Source organism: Micrococcales bacterium (genome assembly GCA_016703125.1).
GTDB lineage: Bacteria > Actinomycetota > Actinomycetes > S36-B12 > UBA10799 > JADKAV01.
This window is the reverse complement of record JADJCR010000005.1, coordinates 245169-265451: the sequence shown is the minus strand read 5'-3', so window position 1 is coordinate 265451 and position 20283 is coordinate 245169. Positions and strand designations below refer to the sequence as shown.

17 protein-coding genes and 1 pseudogene are annotated in these 20283 nt (G+C 69.2%); 17 read left to right on the top strand and 1 reads right to left on the bottom strand.

Going from position 1 to position 20283, the window contains the following annotated elements; genetic code table 11:
- The first annotated feature begins 7 nt into the window (after positions 1–7).
- The 15 genes and pseudogenes from IPG68_10420 (at position 8) to IPG68_10350 (ending at position 17890) form a co-directional block, all read left to right on the top strand.
- On the top strand, positions 8–409 hold the full coding sequence (locus tag IPG68_10420; GenBank protein MBK6763644.1) for a chromosome segregation protein SMC: 402 nt from the start codon (positions 8–10) through the stop codon (positions 407–409).
- Between the two features lie 3 nt (positions 410–412).
- Positions 413–4087, top strand: coding sequence for a DNA polymerase III subunit alpha (dnaE, locus tag IPG68_10415; protein MBK6763643.1), 3675 nt, complete (start codon positions 413–415; stop codon positions 4085–4087).
- Between the two features lie 18 nt (positions 4088–4105).
- The gene (gene dinB, locus IPG68_10410; protein MBK6763642.1) at positions 4106–5347 is read left to right on the top strand and encodes a DNA polymerase IV; all 1242 of its coding nucleotides are present in this window, start codon (positions 4106–4108) and stop codon (positions 5345–5347) included.
- Positions 5348–5440: 93 nt separating this feature from the next.
- Positions 5441–5845 carry a DUF3040 domain-containing protein gene (locus IPG68_10405; GenBank protein MBK6763641.1) on the top strand — a complete coding sequence of 135 codons (405 nt, stop codon included), beginning with the start codon at positions 5441–5443 and terminating at the stop codon, positions 5843–5845.
- Positions 5846–5939: 94 nt separating this feature from the next.
- Entirely contained in the window at positions 5940–8330 is a 2391-nt protein-coding gene (locus IPG68_10400) for a PAS domain S-box protein (protein MBK6763640.1), read from the top strand.
- 247 nt (positions 8331–8577) lie between these two features.
- Positions 8578–9009 (top strand): division/cell wall cluster transcriptional repressor MraZ, encoded by a 432-nt coding sequence (gene mraZ, locus IPG68_10395; GenBank protein ID MBK6763639.1) that lies wholly within the window; start codon positions 8578–8580, stop codon positions 9007–9009.
- Positions 9010–9175: 166 nt separating this feature from the next.
- A complete protein-coding gene (gene rsmH / locus IPG68_10390) occupies positions 9176–10129 on the top strand; it encodes a 16S rRNA (cytosine(1402)-N(4))-methyltransferase RsmH (GenBank protein MBK6763638.1) in 954 nt (317 codons plus the stop codon).
- On the top strand, positions 10126–10704 hold the full coding sequence (locus IPG68_10385; protein ID MBK6763637.1) for a hypothetical protein: 579 nt from the start codon (positions 10126–10128) through the stop codon (positions 10702–10704). The genes rsmH and IPG68_10385 overlap by 4 nt, the downstream gene beginning before the upstream one ends.
- Positions 10705–10757: 53 nt before the next feature.
- Positions 10758–11813, top strand: coding sequence for a hypothetical protein (locus IPG68_10380; GenBank protein MBK6763636.1), 1056 nt, complete (start codon positions 10758–10760; stop codon positions 11811–11813).
- Positions 11744–12031 (top strand): hypothetical protein, encoded by a 288-nt coding sequence (locus IPG68_10375; GenBank protein MBK6763635.1) that lies wholly within the window; start codon positions 11744–11746, stop codon positions 12029–12031. The genes IPG68_10380 and IPG68_10375 overlap by 70 nt, the downstream gene beginning before the upstream one ends.
- Positions 12004–12540: a hypothetical protein gene (locus tag IPG68_10370; GenBank protein ID MBK6763634.1), complete on the top strand. Its 537-nt coding sequence runs from the start codon at positions 12004–12006 to the stop codon at positions 12538–12540. The genes IPG68_10375 and IPG68_10370 overlap by 28 nt, the downstream gene beginning before the upstream one ends.
- Before the next feature lie 7 nt (positions 12541–12547).
- The gene (locus IPG68_10365) at positions 12548–14032 is read left to right on the top strand and encodes a UDP-N-acetylmuramoyl-L-alanyl-D-glutamate--2,6-diaminopimelate ligase (GenBank protein ID MBK6763633.1); all 1485 of its coding nucleotides are present in this window, start codon (positions 12548–12550) and stop codon (positions 14030–14032) included.
- Positions 14029–15405, top strand: a pseudogene (locus IPG68_10360) (UDP-N-acetylmuramoyl-tripeptide--D-alanyl-D-alanine ligase). The gene IPG68_10365 and the pseudogene IPG68_10360 overlap by 4 nt, the downstream one beginning before the upstream one ends.
- The gene (locus IPG68_10355) at positions 15402–16469 is read left to right on the top strand and encodes a phospho-N-acetylmuramoyl-pentapeptide-transferase (protein MBK6763632.1); all 1068 of its coding nucleotides are present in this window, start codon (positions 15402–15404) and stop codon (positions 16467–16469) included. The pseudogene IPG68_10360 and the gene IPG68_10355 overlap by 4 nt, the downstream one beginning before the upstream one ends.
- Entirely contained in the window at positions 16454–17890 is a 1437-nt protein-coding gene (locus IPG68_10350) for a UDP-N-acetylmuramoyl-L-alanine--D-glutamate ligase (GenBank protein MBK6763631.1), read from the top strand. The genes IPG68_10355 and IPG68_10350 overlap by 16 nt, the downstream gene beginning before the upstream one ends.
- 121 nt (positions 17891–18011) lie before the next feature.
- On the opposite strand, the gene IPG68_10345 is transcribed toward IPG68_10350, so the two are convergent.
- Positions 18012–18227, bottom strand: coding sequence for a hypothetical protein (locus IPG68_10345; GenBank protein MBK6763630.1), 216 nt, complete (start codon positions 18225–18227; stop codon positions 18012–18014).
- Between the two features lie 33 nt (positions 18228–18260).
- Here IPG68_10345 and IPG68_10340 point away from each other — a divergent pair, with 33 nt between their 5' ends.
- Together IPG68_10340 and IPG68_10335 are read left to right on the top strand one after the other, a co-directional pair.
- On the top strand, positions 18261–19163 hold the full coding sequence (locus tag IPG68_10340) for a cell division protein FtsW (GenBank protein MBK6763629.1): 903 nt from the start codon (positions 18261–18263) through the stop codon (positions 19161–19163).
- A gap of 8 nt (positions 19164–19171) precedes the next feature.
- Complete coding sequence (locus IPG68_10335; GenBank protein ID MBK6763628.1) at positions 19172–20254, top strand: UDP-N-acetylglucosamine--N-acetylmuramyl-(pentapeptide) pyrophosphoryl-undecaprenol N-acetylglucosamine transferase; 1083 nt, start codon at positions 19172–19174, stop codon at positions 20252–20254.
- Positions 20255–20283: the final 29 nt, after the last annotated feature.

Below are 20283 nucleotides of genomic sequence, written 5' to 3'. Positions count from 1 at the left end.
TGACGAGATGGTTGCCCTCACGTATGCCGGCAGGGAACTGCTGCGCACCGCAGTGATCGCACTCGATGACGCCTACCAGGCAGCCACTCCGGCCGAGCGGTACGTCGCGGCACACATCGCGGCGCTGCGGGCCGGTGCCGCACTGCTGGCCACCCGGGCGCGCCCGAGTCGCTCGTCGCGCATCCGCAGCGTTTGGCAGATGGTCCCCACCATCGCCCCCGAACTCGGGGAGTGGTGCGCCTACTTCGACATGATCGGGCGCCGGCGCGTCTTCGTGGAGATCGGCCGGGAGCCGGTGACCCAGCGCCAGGCAGACGACCTGGTGCGTGACGCCGAGACCTTCCTGGAGCAGATCGCCGGGATCCTCGGAGTCGGTCTGCCCATCCCCTCCTGGCGCACAGCCGGATAGTCGATGTTCACCCACCTGCATGTCGCGTCCTACTACTCCCTGCGCCACGGCGTCTGTGCACCGCGGGACCTCGTCCAGCGGGCGGCGGAACTGGACCAGCCGGCACTGGCACTGACCGACCGGGACGGTCTGTACGGGGCCGTGCGGTTCATGCAGGCCTGCATGGAACAGGGGGTGGGCGGCATCCTCGGGGCGGATCTCGCCCAGCGTCCGGAGGATCCTCCGCCGGCGCGGCGCACTCCGGTGCGCGGCGGGACCACCCGCGATCCGGCACATCCCCGCATGGTGCTCCTGGCGCGTGGGGGCCGGGGGTGGTCGGCGCTGAGCCGGCTGGTGTCCGCCGCTCATGTCGGGGGTGAACGCGGCACCCCGTCGGTCGGCTGGGACCTGCTCGAGGAGTTCGTCGTCCCCGGCGATCTGCGAGTGGTTCTGGGTCCGGACTCGGAGGTGGGCAGGGCCATCGCCCGTCACCGCTTCGACCTTGCCGACCGGCTGCTGGACCGGTGGCGGCACGTGGCTGGCCGGCAGGTGTACCTGGAGATCGTCGACCACCGGACCGCGCCGCGCGACCCCGGCCGGCACGGGCCGGGCCCAGACCTGTCGACGGCGATGGCTCGCCGGATGTGGGGGTACGCAGCCGAGCGGGACGTTCCGGCGGTACTCACCAACGCGGTGCGCTACATCCGTCCGCGGCAGGCCGCGACCGCCGACCTGCTCGATGCCATCCGGCGCCTGGTCCCGTTGGACTCCCGTCACCTCGACCGGGAGAACTCCGGTGGCTTCCTCGCCGCGCAGTCCCACATGCGCGGGGTCGCCGAACAGGTCGCCGGGTCGGCGGCCGGGCGGCTGCTGGGGGTGACCGCCGATCTGGCGCAGGAGTGCGTGCTGGATCCGGTCGGCGACTTCGGGATCGGCGACATCCATGTGCCCGAACTCGATGTCCTGCTGTCGGGACGCCCACCGGGCGAACCCACCGGTCCGGTGATGGCCGGGTACGCCGCCCGTCGGCACCGGCACGACCAGCGCCGGGCCGAGGGGGCGCGCGCTGACGTCCTGCTGCGCGCCCGCTGCGAAGCATCGCTGCACACTCGTTTCACGGGCCGGGAGGTGTCCGTGGCCCGGCGCCGGCTCGATGACGAACTCGAGGTCGTCGCGACGCTCGGGTTCGCCGGCTACTTCCTGACGGTGGCCGAGGTCGTCGACCTCATCCGGTCGATGCGCATCCGGGTGGCCGCCCGTGGGTCCGGTGCGGGCAGCGTGGTGAACTACCTGCTCGGCATCTCCGGGGTGGACCCGATCCGCCACGACCTGCTCATGGAACGGTTCCTGTCTCCGCTGCGCCGGGTGCTGCCGGACATCGACATCGATGTGGAATCGGCCCGGCGCACCGACATCTACCGGCGGATCGTGGACCGGTTCGGCGCCCACCGCAGCGCCTGCGTGAGCATGCGGGACACCTACAAGGTGCGCCACGCCATCCGTGACGTCGGCGCCGCGCTGGGCTTCCCGGCCTCCGAGATCGACGATTTCGCGAAGGCCTTCCCGCACATCCGCGCCCGCGACGCCCGGGCGGCCGTGGCCGAACTCCCCGAAGTCCGTTCGTCGGTCGTCGGGAAGTTGGCCGAGCGGGGGATGCTCGATGGGTTCCTGCACTTCGTGGAGGCCCTCGACGGCCTGCCGCGCCACATCGCCCTGCACCCCTGCGGCGTGCTGCTGTCCGATTCCTCGCTGCTGGACCGGACCCCGGTCGAGGCGTCCTGGCAGGGCTTCCCGATGAGTCAGTTCGACAAGGACGACGTCGAGGAGATGGGTTTCCTCAAACTCGATGTGCTGGGCATCCGGATGCAGTCGGCGATGGCCCACGCGGTGACGGAGATCCAGCGCGTGGACGGCGCCGAGATCGACCTCGACACGCTGCCCTTCGACGATGCCGACACCTTCGACCTGATCACGAAGGCCAAGACGCTCGGATGTTTCCAGATCGAGTCGCCAGGGCAGCGCGAGCTCATCGGCAAGTTCGCGCCCGAGACCTTCGGCGACCTCATCATCGACATCTCCCTGTTCCGACCCGGGCCGGTGAAGTCCGACATGGTCACTCCGTTCCTGTCGGCCCGCCACGGCTGGCGCGAGCCGTTGCATCTGCACCCGGACCTCGAACCGGCTCTGCGGGAGACCCACGGGGTGGTGGTCTTCCACGAACAGGTCCTGCGTCTGGTGTCGGTCATGAGCGGCTGTTCGCTGGCAGAGGCCGACGAGGTGCGCCGGCAGCTCGGAACCCCCGACGGGCAGATCCAGGTCCGCACATGGTTCATCCCGGCGGCGCTGAAGAAAGGGTACGACCTGAAGACCGTCGAACGGGTCTGGGAGGTTCTGCGGGCCTTCGCCAGTTTCGGGTTCTGCAAAGCCCACGCGGCGGCGTTCGCGCTGCCCACCTATCACTCCGCGTGGCTCAAACGGCACTACCCAGCGGCGTTCCTGGCCGGTGTGCTCACTCACGACCCCGGCATGTACCCCAAGCGCCTGATCCTCGACGAGGCGCGCAATTCGGGGGTGGCGGTGCTGCCGCTGGACGTCAACGTCTCGACCGGGGAGTACCGGGTGGAGACGGTGGGTGAGGGTTACGGGATCCGGCTGTCGCTGGCCGACGTGAAGGGGATCAACGAAGTGGAGATCCGCCAGATCGAGAACGCCCAGCCGTTCGTCGACCTGGCGGATTTCTGGACCCGGACTGCTGTGGCCCGGCCGGTCGTGGAGCGACTGGTGCGCACCGGTGGCTTCGACACCGTGTACGGCATCGCCGGCACCCGCCGGATCGGCCGCGTGACCCGTAGGGACCTGTTGTTGCAGGTCGCCGACCTGCACCGGTCAGGGGGTCGCCGACGAGCCCGGCGGACGGCCGCTGTGCCGCAGGCAGGTAGTGACCTGGCAGCACGAGTGGCCGCGCAGTCGCAGGCGCCGAAGGTCCACGTCGCCGAATCCGCGCAGCTCGCTCTGCCACTTGCCGAGCCCGAACTTCCCAGCGGGCTGCCGGAGATGTCGGTGGCCGACCGGGTGCAGGCGGAGGTGGAGATCCTCGGCCTGGACGTCACGCGCCACGCCATTTCCTTCTACGAGCCGATGTTCGCCGATCTCGGTGTGGTGCGGGCCCGGGATCTGTTGTCACACCGCTCGGACGCCCGGGTACTCGTGGCGGGGATCAAGGTCGCGACCCAGACCCCGCCGATCCGCAGTGGCAGGCGGGTCATCTTCGCCTCCCTGGACGACTCCACCGGGCCGATCGATCTGACGTTCTTCGAGGATGCCCAGGGACCGTACGCCCACACCGTGTTCCACTCCTGGCTGTTGCTGGCCGCCGGGGTGATCCGGCGGACGGGGAGACGCGGCATCTCGGTGCGGGCCACCGGGTGCTGGTCGCTGCCCGACCTGCACGCGGTGTGGAGGTCCGCCGGCGTGGCCGGGGTGTACGAGATCCTCAACTCCCCGGTCGAGATGGCCGGTGGCCCGGATCGCCTGGAGGACCCGACCCGGGCCACCGGGGGTTCGGATCCGGGGGTGCGCCGGGTACTGGTCCACGCCAGTGGTTTCCGGCAGTCACCGTACGCGGACACCCGCCCTGCGGGTCCGTCGTCGAAACGGCCGCCGAAACTGTGGCACAGCAGTCCGGGCAGTGCAGGCTAGGGGAGGAGGGCATCGACGATGAGCAGGCGTGAGACGGGCAAGGTGGCGTTCCCGGCGCCCAGCGACGATTCGACCTGCACAATTCTGCACGTCGACATGGACGCCTTCTACGCCTCGGTCGAACTGCTCAGCCGGCCGATGTTGCGCGGCCAGCCGGTGATCGTCGGCGGCTCCGGGTCCCGCGGGGTGGTGCTCTCGGCGACCTATGAGGCACGCGCGTTCGGAGTGCGGGCGGCGATGTCCATGGGCCGCGCCCGCAGGCTGTGCCCGGAGGCTGTGGTGATCTCACCGGACCATCGGCGGTACAGCCGCGTCAGCGAAGGCGTCATGGAGATCTTTGGTTCCTTCACCGCCGCTGTCGAGCCGCTGTCCCTGGACGAGGCGTTCCTCGACGTCTCCGGGGCGATCCGGAAGTTCGGAAGTCCCACGGTGATCGCCGAGCTGCTGCGGGCCCGCGTGTTCGACGAGCAGGGGATCACGTGCTCGGTGGGCGGGTCGCCCAACAAGTTCGTGGCCAAGGTCGCCAGCGCGCATGCCAAGCCGGACGGCATGCTGCTCATCCCGGCAGACTCCATCGTCGCCTTCCTGCACCCCTTGCCCGTGGGAGCGCTGTGGGGCGTGGGGCCGCGCACCGAGGAGCAGTTGCACAGCCTGGGGGTCCGGACGGTTGCCGATGTCGCACATCTGCCCCGCAATGTCCTGCGCCGAGCCCTTGGCCAGGCCGCCGGCGAGCATCTGGCGGATCTCGCCTGGGGCCGGGACACCCGCCAGGTGAGTTCGCACACGCCGGACCGCAGCATCGGTTCGGAGCACACGTTCGCCGGTGATGTCGACGATCCCGAGGTGATCACCCGGCAGTTGCTGGGCTTGTGCGACCACGTGGCCGCGCGCCTGCGGGCTGCCGGTTGGGTGGGGCGGACGGTGAGCCTCAAGATCCGGTTCGCCGACTTCACGACCATCACCCGTTCCCGCACGCTGCCCGAGGCCACGGACGTGGGCAGGGACATCTACACAGAGGTGGCTGCACTGTACGCCGGACTGGGCCTGCAGCGGGCACGTCTACGACTGGTGGGCGTGCGCATGGAGAAGTTGGCACCGGCGGCGGTGAGCACCCACCAGATCGCCTTCGACGAACCAGAGGCCGGGTGGCGGGAGGCGGAGACCGCAGTAGATCGGGCCGTGGCCCGGTTCGGCAGCGGCGTGGTGCGTCCGGCGAGCCTGTTGGACATGGGCCGTTCGGACGATGATGGCGCGTCGTGACAGGCTCTGGGTGCTTGTGCGCCCTCTCGGGTTTCCATCCGGGACGGCTACCCGTATCGTGGTCTGGTAGTAGACCTCAAGGAGGGAAGGAACGTGCCTCTCTCAGAGCATGAGCAGCGTCTGCTCGAGCAGATGGAACGGGCCCTCATGGCCGAGGACCCGAAGTTCGCCACGTCCTTGCGAAACGGCTCGTCCGGGGCCGATCGGCGCCGGATCATCGGCGGTGTCATCGGCGCCCTGGTGGGTATGGGCCTGCTGCTGGCGGGGGTCTCGGCCAGTCTGCCGCCGCTGGGTGTGCTCGGATTCATCGTGATGCTTGCCGCCGTGTTCCTCGTGATCTCCGGGGTACGTCACGGGTCGTCCGCTCCCAAAGACGCGGCCGCCACCGCTGCACCTACGACGACCAAGGCCAAGCCGGCGAAGGGCCAGTCCGGCTTCATGGCGAAGTTCGAGCAACGCTGGCAGGACCGCAACCGCCGGGACGGCCGCGACGGGTGACCGCCGCCACCGCACTGTGACTCCTTCCGACGCTGTCGTGCTGCGCTGACGTCCGCCTGGACGGCCGGGCAGGAGGCTCGGGGGAGGCATCGCAATGGGTGGGGGATCGGCCGGGGACAACGACCTCGCAGCGCTGCTGTTCGATGGCTATTACGTTCTGGCACTCCAGCCGGTCACGCGCTTGGAGCACGTGTCAGCGACAGTGTGCGGAGTGCTCGGCTACTCCGCGGACGAACTGCGCGGTGACCCCGGTCTGCTGCTGCGGGTGCTGGACCCCCGCGACCGGGACATGATGCTGGCGGTTCTCAACGCCGACGTCGGACTGTCCATGTACCTCACACTGCGATGGGTGGCCAAGGACGGCCACGTCGTGTGGAGCCGGCAGACCTCGCGCAAACTCCGGCGCGACGACGGGTCAGTGGTGTTGTCCGCGACCCTCACCCACATCGACCAGCATGGCGTTCCCGGTGAGCGGGCGAGGGTGGACGGCCGCGACCGGATGCTGGCGGATCACGTGGGTGTGGAGTTGCGGACCGACCGCGAGGGCCGCATCCGCTCGGTCAAGGACTCGGTCGAAGCGGTCACCGGCTGGGCGCCCGGGGATCTCGTCGGGACGTTCGCGAGGGACCTGCTGGATGAACAGGACCGGGATACGTGTGATGCGACCCAGCAGCGGATCCTTGCAGGGGAGTCGGGTTCGCAGATCGTGGTCCGCATCCGGACCGCTGACGCCGGGACCCGTTTCGTCTGCGCCACCTGGCATCCGGTACGCGACGAGACCACGGGCGAGGTTACTGGATCCGTCGTGTCCTGGCGCGACATCGACAGTGCCACCTGCCTGCGACTGGAGATGCAAGTCGAGTCACAGATCCTGCGGGCGGCCCTGGACGCCCACCTGGACCCGCATGGGGTGGTCGAGGCCGTGCGCGACGAGACGGGGCGGACCGTCGACCTGCGGTGTATCGAGGTGAACAACGCCGGCTGCCTGGCCCTGGGCTTGACCCGTGAGCAAGTGCTCGCATCCACAGTGCTCGAACTCATGCCGGACCTGACCGGATCGGCACTGATGGCAGCATTCATCAAGGTCGTGGACGACCGGGAACCCCTGGTGCTCAACGATGGGCTGTCGCCCATCGGACCCAGTGACCGGCGGTACGACCTGCGTGCGGTTGCGGTGCTCGACGGCTTGAGTATCACGTGGCGCGATGTCACCAAGCGCTACGAGTCCGCCTCGAGGCTCGCCGCATCCGAAGCGCACTACCGACTCCTGCTCGAGCACAGCAGCGACCTTGTGACGTTCCATTCCCGGGATGGCGACGTGCAGTGGGTATCACCCTCGATCCGCCGCATCCTCGGCTGGGATCCCGACGAGGTCCAGGGCCGGTTGCTGGGTCTGATCCACCGCGACGACCTCGAGGGTGTCCTCGCCCTGCATGCTGCCATCCGCGCCGGCCAGGAGGACGGCGCTGTGCGGTTTCGGGTCCGCTCCCAGAAAAGGGGGTGGTCGTGGTTCGAGGGCACCGCGCGGGCGGTGCGTGACGCGGCGGGCGCGCTTGATTCGCTGGTGGTGTTCAGCCACGACATCTCGGCCCAGGTGGACTACGAGAATGCGCTGGCAGACTCCGAACAGCGCTACCGACTTCTCGCCGAGCACGCGACGGACGTCGTCTATGGGACAGGACGGGGTGGCACCACGGAGTGGGTCTCCGAGGGTCTGACGAAGATCCTCGGCTTCGCCCCGGAGGAGTTCATCGGTCATAACGGCATGGAACAGGTCTACCCCGGGGACCGGGCATTCGTCTCCCAAGCCATGGCCGAAGTCCTCGCCGGTGAGCGCGAGACTGCCCGCTTCCGGATGCAGACCAAGCGCGGCGACACCCGTTGGATCGAGGCCACCATCCACGCGCTGGAGGATGAACACGGGCAACCGACCGGTTTCGCGGGGGGATGGCGCGACATCCAAGCGGAGGTCGAGGCCGGAGAAGCGCTGAAGCATCGAGCGCGCACCGACAACCTCACCGGACTGCTCAACCGTGGTGAGGCGGTCGCCCAATTGGCTGCCTGGCTGGAGCCCGGTGGGCGCCGCGCGGGACTGGCCGTCGCATTCTGCGACGTCGATGACTTCAAGGTGGTCAACGACCGGCTCGGTCACGCTGTGGGGGACCGCGTCCTGAAGGTCGTCGCCGACCGGGTGCGGGCTTGTGTCCGGAGCAGCGACGTCGTCGCTCGGTTCGGTGGCGACGAGATCCTCCTGATGCTCGCCGGTGCCGACACGATCGAGAGCGCGACTGCGGTCGCCGAGAAGGTGCGGCAGGCGGTCAGAATCCCGTTCGACCTCGATGGACGCCCCGTACAGGTGTCGGTGAGCCTGGGCGTGACCATGGCCGAGGACCGCGACGATGTCGACTCCCTCATCGCCCGCGCGGACCGGGCGATGTACGCGGCGAAGACAGCCGGTCGCGACCAGGTGATCCGCCTCGATTAGACCTCGCCTGGGCACCACAAGTGGGCGCGAGCGGTCCGGGGCTGCCCAGTTGTGGCGCTCCCGGATGAGTGGATTCGGTGTACTTCGGGCGAATCGGACCCAGAACTGGGCGGAATGATCGCGAGTTGACCGCTCCGTGCCCAGTTGTGGTGTGAGCGGGTGCTGGTGGGGAGATCAGTGGTGCTAAGTGGAGGGAAATGGAGTACTGTGGGGCTCCAAGGTGGTCCACGGGTCTGGAGGTGTGCGCATGTTCCTCGGCACGCACACCCCCAAGGTCGACGACAAGGGCCGACTGATCCTGCCGGCCAAGTTCCGCCCCGGCCTGGCGGACGGCGTGGTCCTCACCAAGGGTCAGGACCGGTCCCTTGTCCTATGGCCGATCGCTGAATTCGAGGCAGCTGCGGCCCGGGTCCGGGAGGCCTCACAGTCCAATGCGGCAGTCCGTGCGTACTCCCGCGTGCTGTTCTCCAGCGCCTTCGACCAGGTCCCGGACAAGCAGGGGCGCATCACCGTGCCGCCGACGTTGCGCGAGTATGCGGGCCTGGCGCGTGAGTGTGTCGTGGTGGGCAACCACCACACCGTCGAGATCTGGGACGAACGGGCGTGGAACGACTATCTGGTCACGCAGGACGAGCAGTTCGCCGACCTGTCCCAGGAGGTGGTGCCCGGACTGTTCTGACCCCCGTCCCCCCGCCACTGCGCTGCGGCCCCCGGCCGACGCCCGACCCGGTTGCCTGGCAACCACCATCACCTTGGGTCACTTCCCCGGATCCAAGGTGGCCCCATCCGCCGCGTGCGGACGGGGACCGGAGCGCAGAGACCCCGATCGAAGAGAAGGAGGCCCCGTGGAGCAGGCCGCCCACATACCCGTGGCGCTCAACCGTGTCCTCGACCTCCTCGACCCCGTCCTCGGAACCGACTCACCCACCCAGGAGCGCGTCATGGTGGATGCCACCACTGGCCTCGGCGGCCACAGCGCCGCGGTGCTCGCGCGCTTCCCGGCCGCGCGGGTGATCGGCCTGGATCGCGACCCGGCCGCCGTGGCCGCCGCCCGGCAGCGGCTCGCGCCCTTCGGTGACCGGGCCTCGATCCACCACGCCCGGTACGACCAGATGGGTGAAGTGCTCGATGCCGAGCACGTCCCGGAGATCGATGCTGTGCTCTTCGATCTCGGGGTCTCCTCGATGCAGATCGACCAGACTGATCGTGGCTTCTCGTACGCCCGGCCGGCGCCCTTGGACATGCGCATGGACACCACCGCCGCACTCACCGCCGAGGAGGTCCTCAACACCTACCCGCAGTCAGAACTCGCGCGCGTCCTCTGGGAGTACGGCGAAGAGCGGTTCGCCCGCCGGATCGCACGACAGATCGTCCAGCGCCGCCCCTTGCAGACCAGTACCGACCTCGTGGCTGCGGTGGAGGCGGGGGTTCCTGCCGGTGCCCGGCGCAAGGGACACCCCGCCAAACGCACCTTCCAGGCCATCCGCATCGAAGTCAACGCGGAACTGCGCAGTCTCGAGCAGGCGGTGCCGGTCGCACTGCGGCGACTGCGTCTGGGGGGCCGGTTCATCGCTTTGAGTTACCACTCGCTGGAGGACAAGATGATCAAGCAGGCCCTGCGCGGCGGGTCCCAGTCCACCGCACCACCCGATCTGCCGGTGATCCCGCCCGACTCGCGGCCCTGGCTTCGTCTGATTACCCGCGGGTCGGAGGTAGCGTCGGACACAGAAGTTGCGGCGAACCCACGGGCTCGTTCAGTCCGGCTGCGTGCCGCTGAGAAGGTGCGGGAGGCATCATGACGGTCGTACCCCACGCGGGTTCGCGCCGCACGGTGCTGCAGCGCTCGCTGCCCGCGCAGCGGGCCAGCCGCACAGGTGTGATGAGTTCCAGTGCTTTCGCCATCGGTGCGCTCGCGGTGCTCAGCATCGGGCTGCTGTCGCTGCTGGTGCTCAACACGGCCCTGGCCAAGGGCAGTTTCCGGGCCCACGAACTGCGTGTCCAGAAGGCCGACCTGGCGCAGCGCGAGCAGTTGCTGCGCACCCAGATCCAGGACGCATCGTCGCCGGTCACGCTGACCAAGAGAGCCAGGGCGATGGGCCTGGTACCGGCCACCGCGCCGGTGTTCATCCGGTTGGCGGACGCCCAGATCCTCGGTGAGTCCCTCCCCGCCGGGGTGCCGCTCGACCCATCGACCGGTCAGCCGCTGACCTCCACGGCCCCCACCGCCCCGGTCGTCGGTGGCACCGACCCGGCCGCAGCCGGAGAGCCCACGGCGCCGGCCAGCCCGGAGCCGGTGCAATCGGCGCCCGCTCCCGGCGTGGCAACCACGCCCGGGACGGATACCGAGCAACCCTTGGGAATAACCGGCCAGTAGGCACAGACCCCCGATCACGACAGGACACCAGTGAGCACTTCGACCCGACCCCGTTGCGGCCGAACGATCGGCTCGACGGACCGGGTGACGGGGGTGCGGCGCGCACCTACGAGCCTGGTGATCCGTCGAAGCGCCTGCGTCTGCTGGCTCTCGGGGTCGCGTTCGTGCTGTCGATCTTCGCCGCCCGACTGGTGGACCTGCAGTTGCTGAACCGCGAGCCGCGGGCCGAGGCCGCGGTGGCCGATCGCACCGCCGTGTTCACCCTGCCGGCCAAGCGCGGGACGATCTACGACGCGAACATGCGGCCGCTGGCGGAGTCCGTGGAAGCCGTCGATGTGACGGCCGACCCGCGCCTGGTGACCGACAAGGACGCCACCGCCGACTACTTGGCACCGATCCTCAACATCCCCAAGCAGCAGATCGTCGACGCCCTGACCACGGACAAGCACTTCGCCTACATCGCCAAACAGGTCACCCCGGAAACGTGGGACGCGGTGTCCTCGCTGGACCTCGTCGGCGTCTTCGGCCAGCGCACGACCAAGCGGTACTACCCCTCCGGCGAACTGGCCGCCAATGTGCTCGGCTACGTCCGTGAGGACGGTGAGGCAGGGGCCGGCCTCGAGTACGGGCTCGACACGGAACTGCGTGGTCAGGACGGGCAGAAGATCTTCGAGAGCGGCATCGGTGGCCGACAGATCCCCACCGGCTCGGAACGCGAACGGGACCCGGTCGACGGCACCTCGGTGCAACTCACGATCGACAGCGATCTGCAGTGGGTGGCCCAGCAGGCCATCGAGCAGCGGGTCAAGGAGGTCGATGCCGACAGCGGGACGGTCGTGGCCATCGACCCCCGTACCGGCGAGATCAAGGCCCTTGCGTCCGTGCCGACGATGAACCCCAACTACCCGGGTCAGGCGAACGACGCCAACCGCAACAACCGGGCGCTCACAGAGGTCTTCGAACCCGGCTCCACAAGCAAGATCATGACGATGGCCGCCGTGCTCAGCGAGCGGGCGGCAACCCCCGCACTGTCTTCACCGTGCCGTACAGCTTCACCCGCGGCGGCAGCGTCTTCCGCAACCACGACGCGCACCCCACTTACCAGTTGACGCTGGCGGGCATCCTGGCCAAGTCCGCGAACACCGGCACGATCGAGGCCGCGGAGACCATCGGCGGCGAGAAGCTGTACGAGTACATCAAGAAGTTCGGCGTCGGGGAGCCGACCGGACTGCAGTTCCCGGGCGAGTCCGACGGTTACGTTCCGCCCCCTCGGAATGGTCGCCGACCTCGTTCCCGACGATCGCCTTCGGTCAGGGTTTGTCTGTGAACGCGATCCAGGCCACCTCGGTGTTCGCGACTGTCGCCAACGACGGTGTGCGCATGCCGTCCACGCTGATCAAGAGCTACATCAGCCCGGACGGCCGGGTCCAGGATGCGCCCCGACCGGAGGGCATCCCGGTCGTCGACGCCAAGGCTGCGAAGCAGACGATGCGCATGATGGAGCAGGTCGTCGGCGAGCAGGGCACCGCCCAGATGGCCGCCATTCCCGGCTACCGCGTGGCAGGCAAGACAGGTACCGCCTACCGGATCAACGACGCCTGCGGGTGCTACGACAACTCCGTCACGGCGTCGTTCATCGGTGTGGCGCCCGCCGACGACCCCCGATTGGTCGTCGGGGTCATCGTGCAGAACCCCAAACGCTCCCGGTACGGAGGTCTGACCGGCGGGCCGGTGTTCCGCGAGGTGATGGTGCACGGGCTGCAGGCGATGAACGTCGCCCCATCGGGCAAGAAGTCGCCGCAGATGCCGATCTTCTCCAGCGATCTGGGGCAGTGAGCCCCCGGTGTCCGAGGCGCCATTCACCCGACACCCGACGTCGCCGGTTCTCCTGAGCGAGATCTGCGCGCTGCTCGGGGTCCCCCCGGTGGCAGGTTCGGTCACCGGCGTCAGCCTGTCATCGGCGGCGGTGCAGCCCGGCGATCTCTACGCCGGACTTCCGGGCGCGCGCACGCACGGCGCCAGGTACGTGCCGCAGGCTGTGGCACATGGCGCTGCGGCCGTCCTCACCGACCCGCAAGGGGCGGCCATGTTCGAGACGGACGTGCCCATCGTGGTCTGCGCGGACCCGCGGGCCCGGCTCGGGGAGGTCAGCGCCACGGTGTACGGCGATCCGTCGGCCCGTCTGCAGACGTTGGGCGTGACGGGTACCAACGGCAAGACGACTGTCACGTACATGCTGGCCGCGGCGCTCGAAGCGCTCGGCACGCCGGTCGGACTCATCGGCACCACGGGCACCTATATCGGGGCACGGCGGTTGCCCACGGTGCGAACCACCCCGGAGGCCCCCGACCTGCAGGCACTTATGGCGCTGATGGTCGACGAGGACGTCCTGGCGCTGGCCATGGAGGTGTCCAGTCACGCGCTGGTCCTCGGCCGGGTGGACGGCATCACGTTCGACATCGCCGCCTTCACCAATCTGAGCCCCGATCACCTCGACTTCCACGAAACGATGGCGGAGTACTTCGCTGCCAAGTCGTCGCTGTTCAGCCCGCTGCGCAGCCGCCGCGCCGTCATCAACACCGACGACGAGTGGGGGCGCCGATTGGCCGGCAGCGTGGTCGTGCCGCATGTCACCTACGCCGTGAGCGGTCCCGCGGACTGGACGATCCGTTCCGTGCGCGCCGACGCCGCGGGGTCGGTGTTCGAGGCCGTTCACGCGGGGACGGCGGTCACTGTGCGCGTCGGATCACCGGGGCTGTTCAACGTGGCGAACGCACTGTGCGCGCTGGCGATGCTCGTCACCGCGGGTCACGCCCCGCAGCCTGCCGCAGCCGCACTGTCGTCCTTCCACGGCGTTCCCGGGCGCATGGAGGTCGTGGGTGCGCAACCGGCGGTCATCGTGGACTATGCACACACACCCGACGCCGTGGAACGGGCGTTGCATGCCATCGCCGGCCTGACGCAGGGCAGAATCTGGTGTGTGATCGGGTGCGGAGGAGATCGGGACGCCATCAAGCGCCCGGCGATGGGTGAGATCGCCGCGCGCCTGGCCGATCATGTGGTCGTCACCGACGACAACCCCCGCTCGGAGGACCCGGCGGTCATCCGGGCCGCGGTTCTGCGTGGAGCGCACCAAGTGGCGGGCGCGGACGTGACGGAGATCGGCGACCGGTCGGACGCCATCCACCGGGTGATCGCGGCCGCCTCGCCAGCGGACACGGTGATCATCCTCGGGAAGGGCCACGAGACGGGCCAGGAGATCGCCGGTGTCGTGCAGCCGTTCGACGACCGCGACGTCGCGCGGGCGGCCCTGGGTGCACGCCCGTGATCCCCCTGACGGTGCAGGAGGTGGCGCGGGCCACTGGCGGGTCACTTTCCGGTGTTCCCGGCGACGTGCTGATCGATGCCGTGGTGACGGACTCCCGCCAGGCAACGGCGGGTGCCCTGTTCATCGCCGTGAAGGGTGAGACCCACGACGGCCACGACCATGTCGGCAGTGCACTTGCCGCGGGGAGCCCGGCTGCTCTGGTCTCCCGGCCCGTCGACGGACCGCACATCCTCGTGCACGAGGACACGGTGACCGCAGCCGGACGACTGGCCCGGGCCGTCATCGACGGGTGTCCGGACCTTCGGGTCGTGGCCCTCACCGGCTCGTCCGGGAAGACGAGCACCAAGGACCTCCTGCGAGTTGTGCTGTCGGCGTTCGCCGCAACTGTGGCGCCGCAGGGCTCCTTCAACAACGAACTGGGACTGCCCCGTACCGTCTACGAGGTCACCGTCGACACCCGGTACCTAGTCGCGGAGATGGGTGCGCGCGGAACCGGTCACATCCACTACCTGTGCGGCATCGCACCACCGGACGTCTCGCTGTTCCTGAACGTCGGCCAGGCTCACCTGTCGGAGTTCGGCAGCCAGGAGGGCATCGCCGAGGCCAAGTCCGAGATCCTCGCGGCTCTGCGACCGGACGGCGTCGCCGTGCTCAACGCCGACGATTCGCGCGTCATGGCTCAGGCTGCGGCAGCACCCGGTCGGGTGGTGACGTTCGGGCGGGCCCCGGACGCCGACGTCCGGATCACGGCCCTCGACCTGCAGGACGGACACCCGGTGGTCACCCTTGACCACGCCGGGCAGTCGGTGCGCATCGAGCCGGCGTTGTACGGCGAGCACCAGGGGTTCAACATGGCCGCCGCGGTGGCGCGGCGGTCGCCCTCGGGCTCGACTTCCGGCAGGCGGCGGACAGTCTGCAGGGGGTCGCTCTGGACAGCCGGTGGCGCATGGAGGTCGGGCAGTCGTCGTCGGGCGTAACGGTCATCAATGACGCGTACAACGCCAACCCGGAGAGCATGGCCGCGGGGCTGCGTGCGCTGGCAGCCATGGGACGGGGCAGGCGCACCTGGGCCGTCCTCGGGGAGATGCGCGAGATCGGCCCCACATCGGCCACCGAACACGATGCGATCGGGCGGCTGTGTGTGCGCCTGAACATCTCCCGGCTCATCGCTGTCGGTCCAGGCGCCCGACCCATCCACATGGGAGCCGCACACGAGGGGTCCTGGGGCGAGGAGTCGGTGGCGGTCAGCAGCGTCGATGAGGCGATCGAGGTGCTGGCCCGGAGGTGGACCCGGTGACGTCGTGCTGGTGAAAGCTTCGCGCGCCATCGGACTGGAGCGCGTCGCTGAGGCATTGCTGGGGGAGGCCCCGTGAAACTGGTCGTCATCGCCGGGCTGGTCGCCCTGCTGGTCACGCTGCTCGGCACGCCGCTGCTGATCCGATTCCTGCAGCGCCACGGCTACTCCCAGGCGATCCGGGTCTCCACCGAGGGTGTGCCGTACCCCGAGCACGAGGGCAAGCGCGGCACCCCGTCCATGGGTGGCCTGGCCATCCTCATCGCCCTGCTCGTCGGGTACACGGTGAGCCATCTGTACGCCTGGCAACTGCCATCGGCGTCCGGGTTGCTGGCCATCTACCTCATCGTCGGGCTCGGCCTGGTGGGCGCCGCGGACGACTACCTGAAGATCTTCAAGCAGCGCTCGACCGGCATCCGGGCGCGCACCAAGCTCATCGGTCAGGCGGTCGTCGCGCTGACGTTCGCGTACGGCACCACCCTGTGGCCCGACGAGTACGGGCGAACGCCGGCGTCCAACGCGGTCTCCTTGGTGCGCGACACCCCGATTGTGCTGCCCACAGTCCTGCTGGTGCTGTGGGTCTGGCTACTCATCACCGCCGCCACCAATGCGGTCAACCTGACCGATGGCCTCGACGGTTTGGCCGCTGGGGCCAGTGCGATCACCTTCATGGCCTACACCCTGCTGGGGGTGTGGCAGTACGGTCAGAACTGCTCCTTCGGGCGCTTCGTCCGCTGCTACGACGTGCGCGACCCGCTGGACCTGGCGGTCGTGGCCGCGGCCATGGCCGGCGCGTGCGTGGGGTTCCTCTGGTGGAATGCCTCCCCGGCACAGATCTTCATGGGCGACACCGGCTCGCTGGCGCTCGGCGGCGGCATCGCCGCGCTGGCCATTCTCAGCCGCACCGAGCTGCTGCTGCCTCTGATGGGTGGGCTGTTCGTGATTGTCGCGCTGTCGGTCATCGGCCAAGTCGGCAGTTACAAACTCACCGGCAAGCGGATGTTCCGCATGGCGCCGCTGCACCATCACTTCGAGATGAAGGGGTGGGGAGAGGTGACCATCGTGGTGAGGTTCTGGATCGTGCAGGCGCTGTTCGTGGCTGCGGCGCTGTCGTTGTTCTACGCGGAATGGGTGCGGCTGTGACGGATCTCCCCCCGCCGGGACGTGCGGACTGGTCCGGGCTGCAGGTGGTGGTCGCCGGGCTGGGGATCGCCGGGTTCGCCTGTGCTGACGGGCTGCTGCAGCGCGGCGCGCATGTGACGGTGGTCGATGACAAAGACGGCCCGGACCAGCAGAACAAGGCACAGATCCTCGACGTGCTCGGTGCCACGGTCCGACTCGGGTATGGCTCTTCGCTGCCCGACGCGGACCTGCTGGTGGTGTCGCCGGGCCTGCCGCCGTCGGCTGCGATCACCACTGCGGCGCTGGCCGCGGGCATGCCGGTCTGGGGTGAACTGGAACTGGCGTGGCGGCTGCGCGACCCGGACGGGGCGCCCTGGTTGTTCGTCACCGGCACCAACGGCAAGACCACGACCACGCTGATGCTGGCCTCGATGTTGCGCGCCGCCGGGCTGCGTACCGACGCCGTCGGCAACATCGGCGTGAGCCTGGTCTCCGCGGTGCTGGACCCGGAACCCTTCGACGTGCTGGCCGTGGAAGTGGGTGCCCCCCAGTTGCCTTTCGTGCACACCGTGTCCCCACACTCCGCGGCCTGCTTGAACCTCGCCGAGGATCATGTCGACTTCTTCGGCTCCTTCGAGGACTACCGCAACGCGAAGGCCCGGGTCTACGAGCGCACCCAGGTGTCCTGCGTGTACAACGCGCAGGACGAGGCGACGATCCGCATGGTCGAGCAGGCCGAGGTCGTCGAGGGCTGCCGCGCGATCGGCTTCACCCTCGGTATTCCGGACCGATCGGAGGTGGGGGTGGTCGACAACCTCCTCGCCGACCGCGCCTTCCTGCAGGAGCGCGCGAGCCACGCGCTGGAACTGGCCACTACCGGCGATGTCCAGCCACCGGTTCCGCATCAGATCGCCAACGCCCTCGCGGCTGCCGCACTGGCCCGGTCCTTCGGCATTGATCCCCGACACGTGCGCGACGGTCTGCGCCGTTTCGAGCCGGCCGCGCACCGCATCGCCGAGGTCGGCCGGGTCGACGAGGTGCTGTACATCGACGACTCGAAGGCGACCAACGCGCATGCCGCGGACATGTCCCTGCGGGCCTACGAGTCGGTCGTGTGGATCGCCGGTGGGCTGGCCAAGGGGCAGACATTCGATGACCTGGTGATCAGCCACGCGGGCCGTCTGCGGGCTGTCGTGCTGCTCGGGGCCGACCGGGACCGGATCCGCGAGGCACTGCGGCGACACGCACCGGATGTGCCGGTGGAAGAGGTCGGGGCCACGGACACTGGTGCAATGCAGGAAGTGGTGCGACGGGCCGCGGGGCTGGCCCGACCGGGGGACACGGTTCTGCTGGCGCCGGGATGCGCATCATGGGACATGTTCAGCGACTACGCCCAGCGGGGGCGGGCCTTCGCAGCAGCCGTGGCCGGCATGGAGTCGTGATGCCCACCACCAACCACACCGCGACCACGCGCCGACGGCCCCCCGATCAGTCGGCGGGGGCCTGGCATGTGATCCCAGGCGGGGAGACGCTTCGGCGCTGGTGGAACCATCCGCTGGCCAACTACGCGCTACTGCTGAGCACCACCATGCTGCTGCTCGTGCTCGGGATCGTCATGGTGTTCTCGGCGAGCAACGTGGTCACGTATGCCGCCGGCGAGGGTGTGGGCCTCACGGTCACCCAGAAACAACTCATGTTCGCCGGTGCCGGCCTGGCGTCGATGGTGCTCATCTCCCGGGCATCGGTGACCGGGATCCGGAGGGCCGCGCCCTTCCTCATGATCGCGGCTGTGGTGGGCCTCTCTTGGTCTTCGTGCCGGGCATCGGGGTGTCGGTCTTCGGTCAGCGCAACTGGATCTCCTTCGGCGGACCGTTCCAGTTCCAGCCCAGCGAATTGGCCAAACTCGCCGTCATCATCTGGGGTGCCGACCTCCTCGCGCGCAAGCAGAAGGTGATCCACGAGTGGCGGCATCTGCTCGTTCCGCTGCTGCCCGTGTGGGGCCTGATCGTGGTGCTGATCGTCGCCGAGGGCGATCTGGGCACCACCATTGTCATGTTCCCGATCCTGGCCAGCCTGTTGTTCATCGTCGGTGCCCCGGCGCGGGTGTTCGGGGCGGCGTTCGGCGCGCTGGTGCTGCTGGTCGGACTGGCCTCGGTCACGGTGGCCTACCGCATGCAGCGGTTCCGGACCTGGCTGGATCCTGCCTCGGATCCGAGCGGTGCGGGCTACCAGGTGATCCACGGGCAGTACGGGCTGTCCACTGGCGGGCTGTTCGGGACCGGGCTCGGAGCCAGCCGTGAGAAGTGGGGCGGGCTGCCCGAGGCGCACACCGACTTCATCTTCGCGGTCATCGGCGAGGAACTCGGTCTCATCGGCAGCATCAGCGTCCTGCTGATGTTCGCGATCATCGCCATCGTGGCCGTCCGGGTCGCTCGCTCCTCCGACGATCTGTTCGTCCGACTCGCGACCGGCGGGATCCTGGCGTGGATCGTGGGCCAGGCACTGATCAACATCGGCGCGGTGCTCGGTCTGCTTCCCGTCACCGGCCTGCCGTTGCCGATGGTCTCCTACGGTGGGTCGTCGCTGCTGATGTGTCTGTGTGCCATCGGTGTGTTGCTGGCCTTCGCCCGTGCGGAACCGCAGGCGGCCACGGCGCTGCAGTCACGACGCGGGGACTCCCGGACACGGCTCCTGCGGCGCAGGGGGCACCACTGAGCCGCGGACTGCGGGTGGTGGTGGCCGGCGGAGGAACGGCCGGGCACGTCGAGCCCGCCTTGAACCTCGCGGACGCCGTACGTCGCGCCGATCCCGATGCGGTTGTCACGGCGCTGGGCACGGCCGAGGGGCTGGAGACCCGGCTCGTCCCCGCCCGCGGTTACGAACTCGACCTGATTCCCCGGGTGCCCCTGCCGCGGCGACCGTCTGCGGACCTGCTCACACTGCCGGGTCGGTTGCGCACCGCCGTCGACAGGTGCCGGGAGGTGCTCGCCGATCGACGGGCCGAGGTCGTCGTGGGATTCGGGGGGTTCGTGGCGCTGCCGGCGTACCTGGCGGCTCGCGGCCGGGTACCGATCGTGGTCCATGAGGCCAACGCGAAAGCCGGGCTCGCCAACCGGATCGGGCGGCGCTTCACCCCGTTCGTCGCCGAGGCGACCTCCGGCAGCCTCCCCGGCGCGGTCCGTATCGGCATCCCATTGCGCGAGAGCATCGCCCACCTGGACCGGGCTGCACGCCGATCCGCTGCGCGTGCCCGGTGGGGTCTGGACCCCGACCGCGCTTGCCTGCTGGTCTTCGGTGGATCACAGGGTGCCCGTTCGCTGAACGCCGCCGCCGTTGCCGCGGCGCCGGCGTTGACACGGGCGGGGGTGCAGGTCCTGCACGCCTTCGGCGCGAGGAACGGCGATCAGGTGGCCGGCGTCGCCGATCTTCCCGGTTACCACGCCGTGGATTACATCGACGGCATGGACGACGCGTACGCGGCCGCGGACATGGCCGTATGCCGGGCCGGCGCCATGACGTGTGCGGAACTGGCAGCTGTCGGACTGCCCGCGTTGTACGTTCCGCTGCCCATCGGCAACGGTGAGCAGCGGTTCAACGCGGCGCCGGTCGTGGCCGCCGACGGGGGCCTGTTGATCGACGATGCTGCGCTGGACGGCGACACGCTGGCCAGGGCTGTGCTCCCGGTCGTCACCTCGCCAGGCAGACTGGATGAGATGTCGCAGAACGCAGCCCGTCAGGGCGTGCGGGATGCGGCGGCCCGACTCGCGGACATGGTGTTCGCGGCGGCCGCGAAGGGTGAGACGTGAACGAGCAACGTGAGGTGACCGAGATCCCC

Bases quoted from the DNA above. Each gene is read 5' to 3' on its own strand.
- IPG68_10420 (MBK6763644.1), top strand. From the start codon at position 8: ATGGTTGCCCTCACGTATGCCGGCAGGGAACTGCTGCGCACCGCAGTG.
- dinB (MBK6763642.1), top strand. From the start codon at position 4,106: ATGAGCAGGCGTGAGACGGGCAAGGTGGCGTTCCCGGCGCCCAGCGAC.
- IPG68_10385 (MBK6763637.1), top strand. From the start codon at position 10,126: ATGACGGTCGTACCCCACGCGGGTTCGCGCCGCACGGTGCTGCAGCGC.
- IPG68_10350 (MBK6763631.1), top strand. From the start codon at position 16,454: ATGGGTGCGGCTGTGACGGATCTCCCCCCGCCGGGACGTGCGGACTGG.
- mraZ (MBK6763639.1), top strand. From the start codon at position 8,578: ATGTTCCTCGGCACGCACACCCCCAAGGTCGACGACAAGGGCCGACTG.
- IPG68_10400 (MBK6763640.1), top strand. From the start codon at position 5,940: ATGGGTGGGGGATCGGCCGGGGACAACGACCTCGCAGCGCTGCTGTTC.
- dnaE (MBK6763643.1), top strand. From the start codon at position 413: ATGTTCACCCACCTGCATGTCGCGTCCTACTACTCCCTGCGCCACGGC.
- IPG68_10345 (MBK6763630.1), bottom strand. From the start codon at position 18,227: ATGAGGAAGGGCGCGGCCCTCCGGATCCCGGTCACCGATGCCCGGGAG.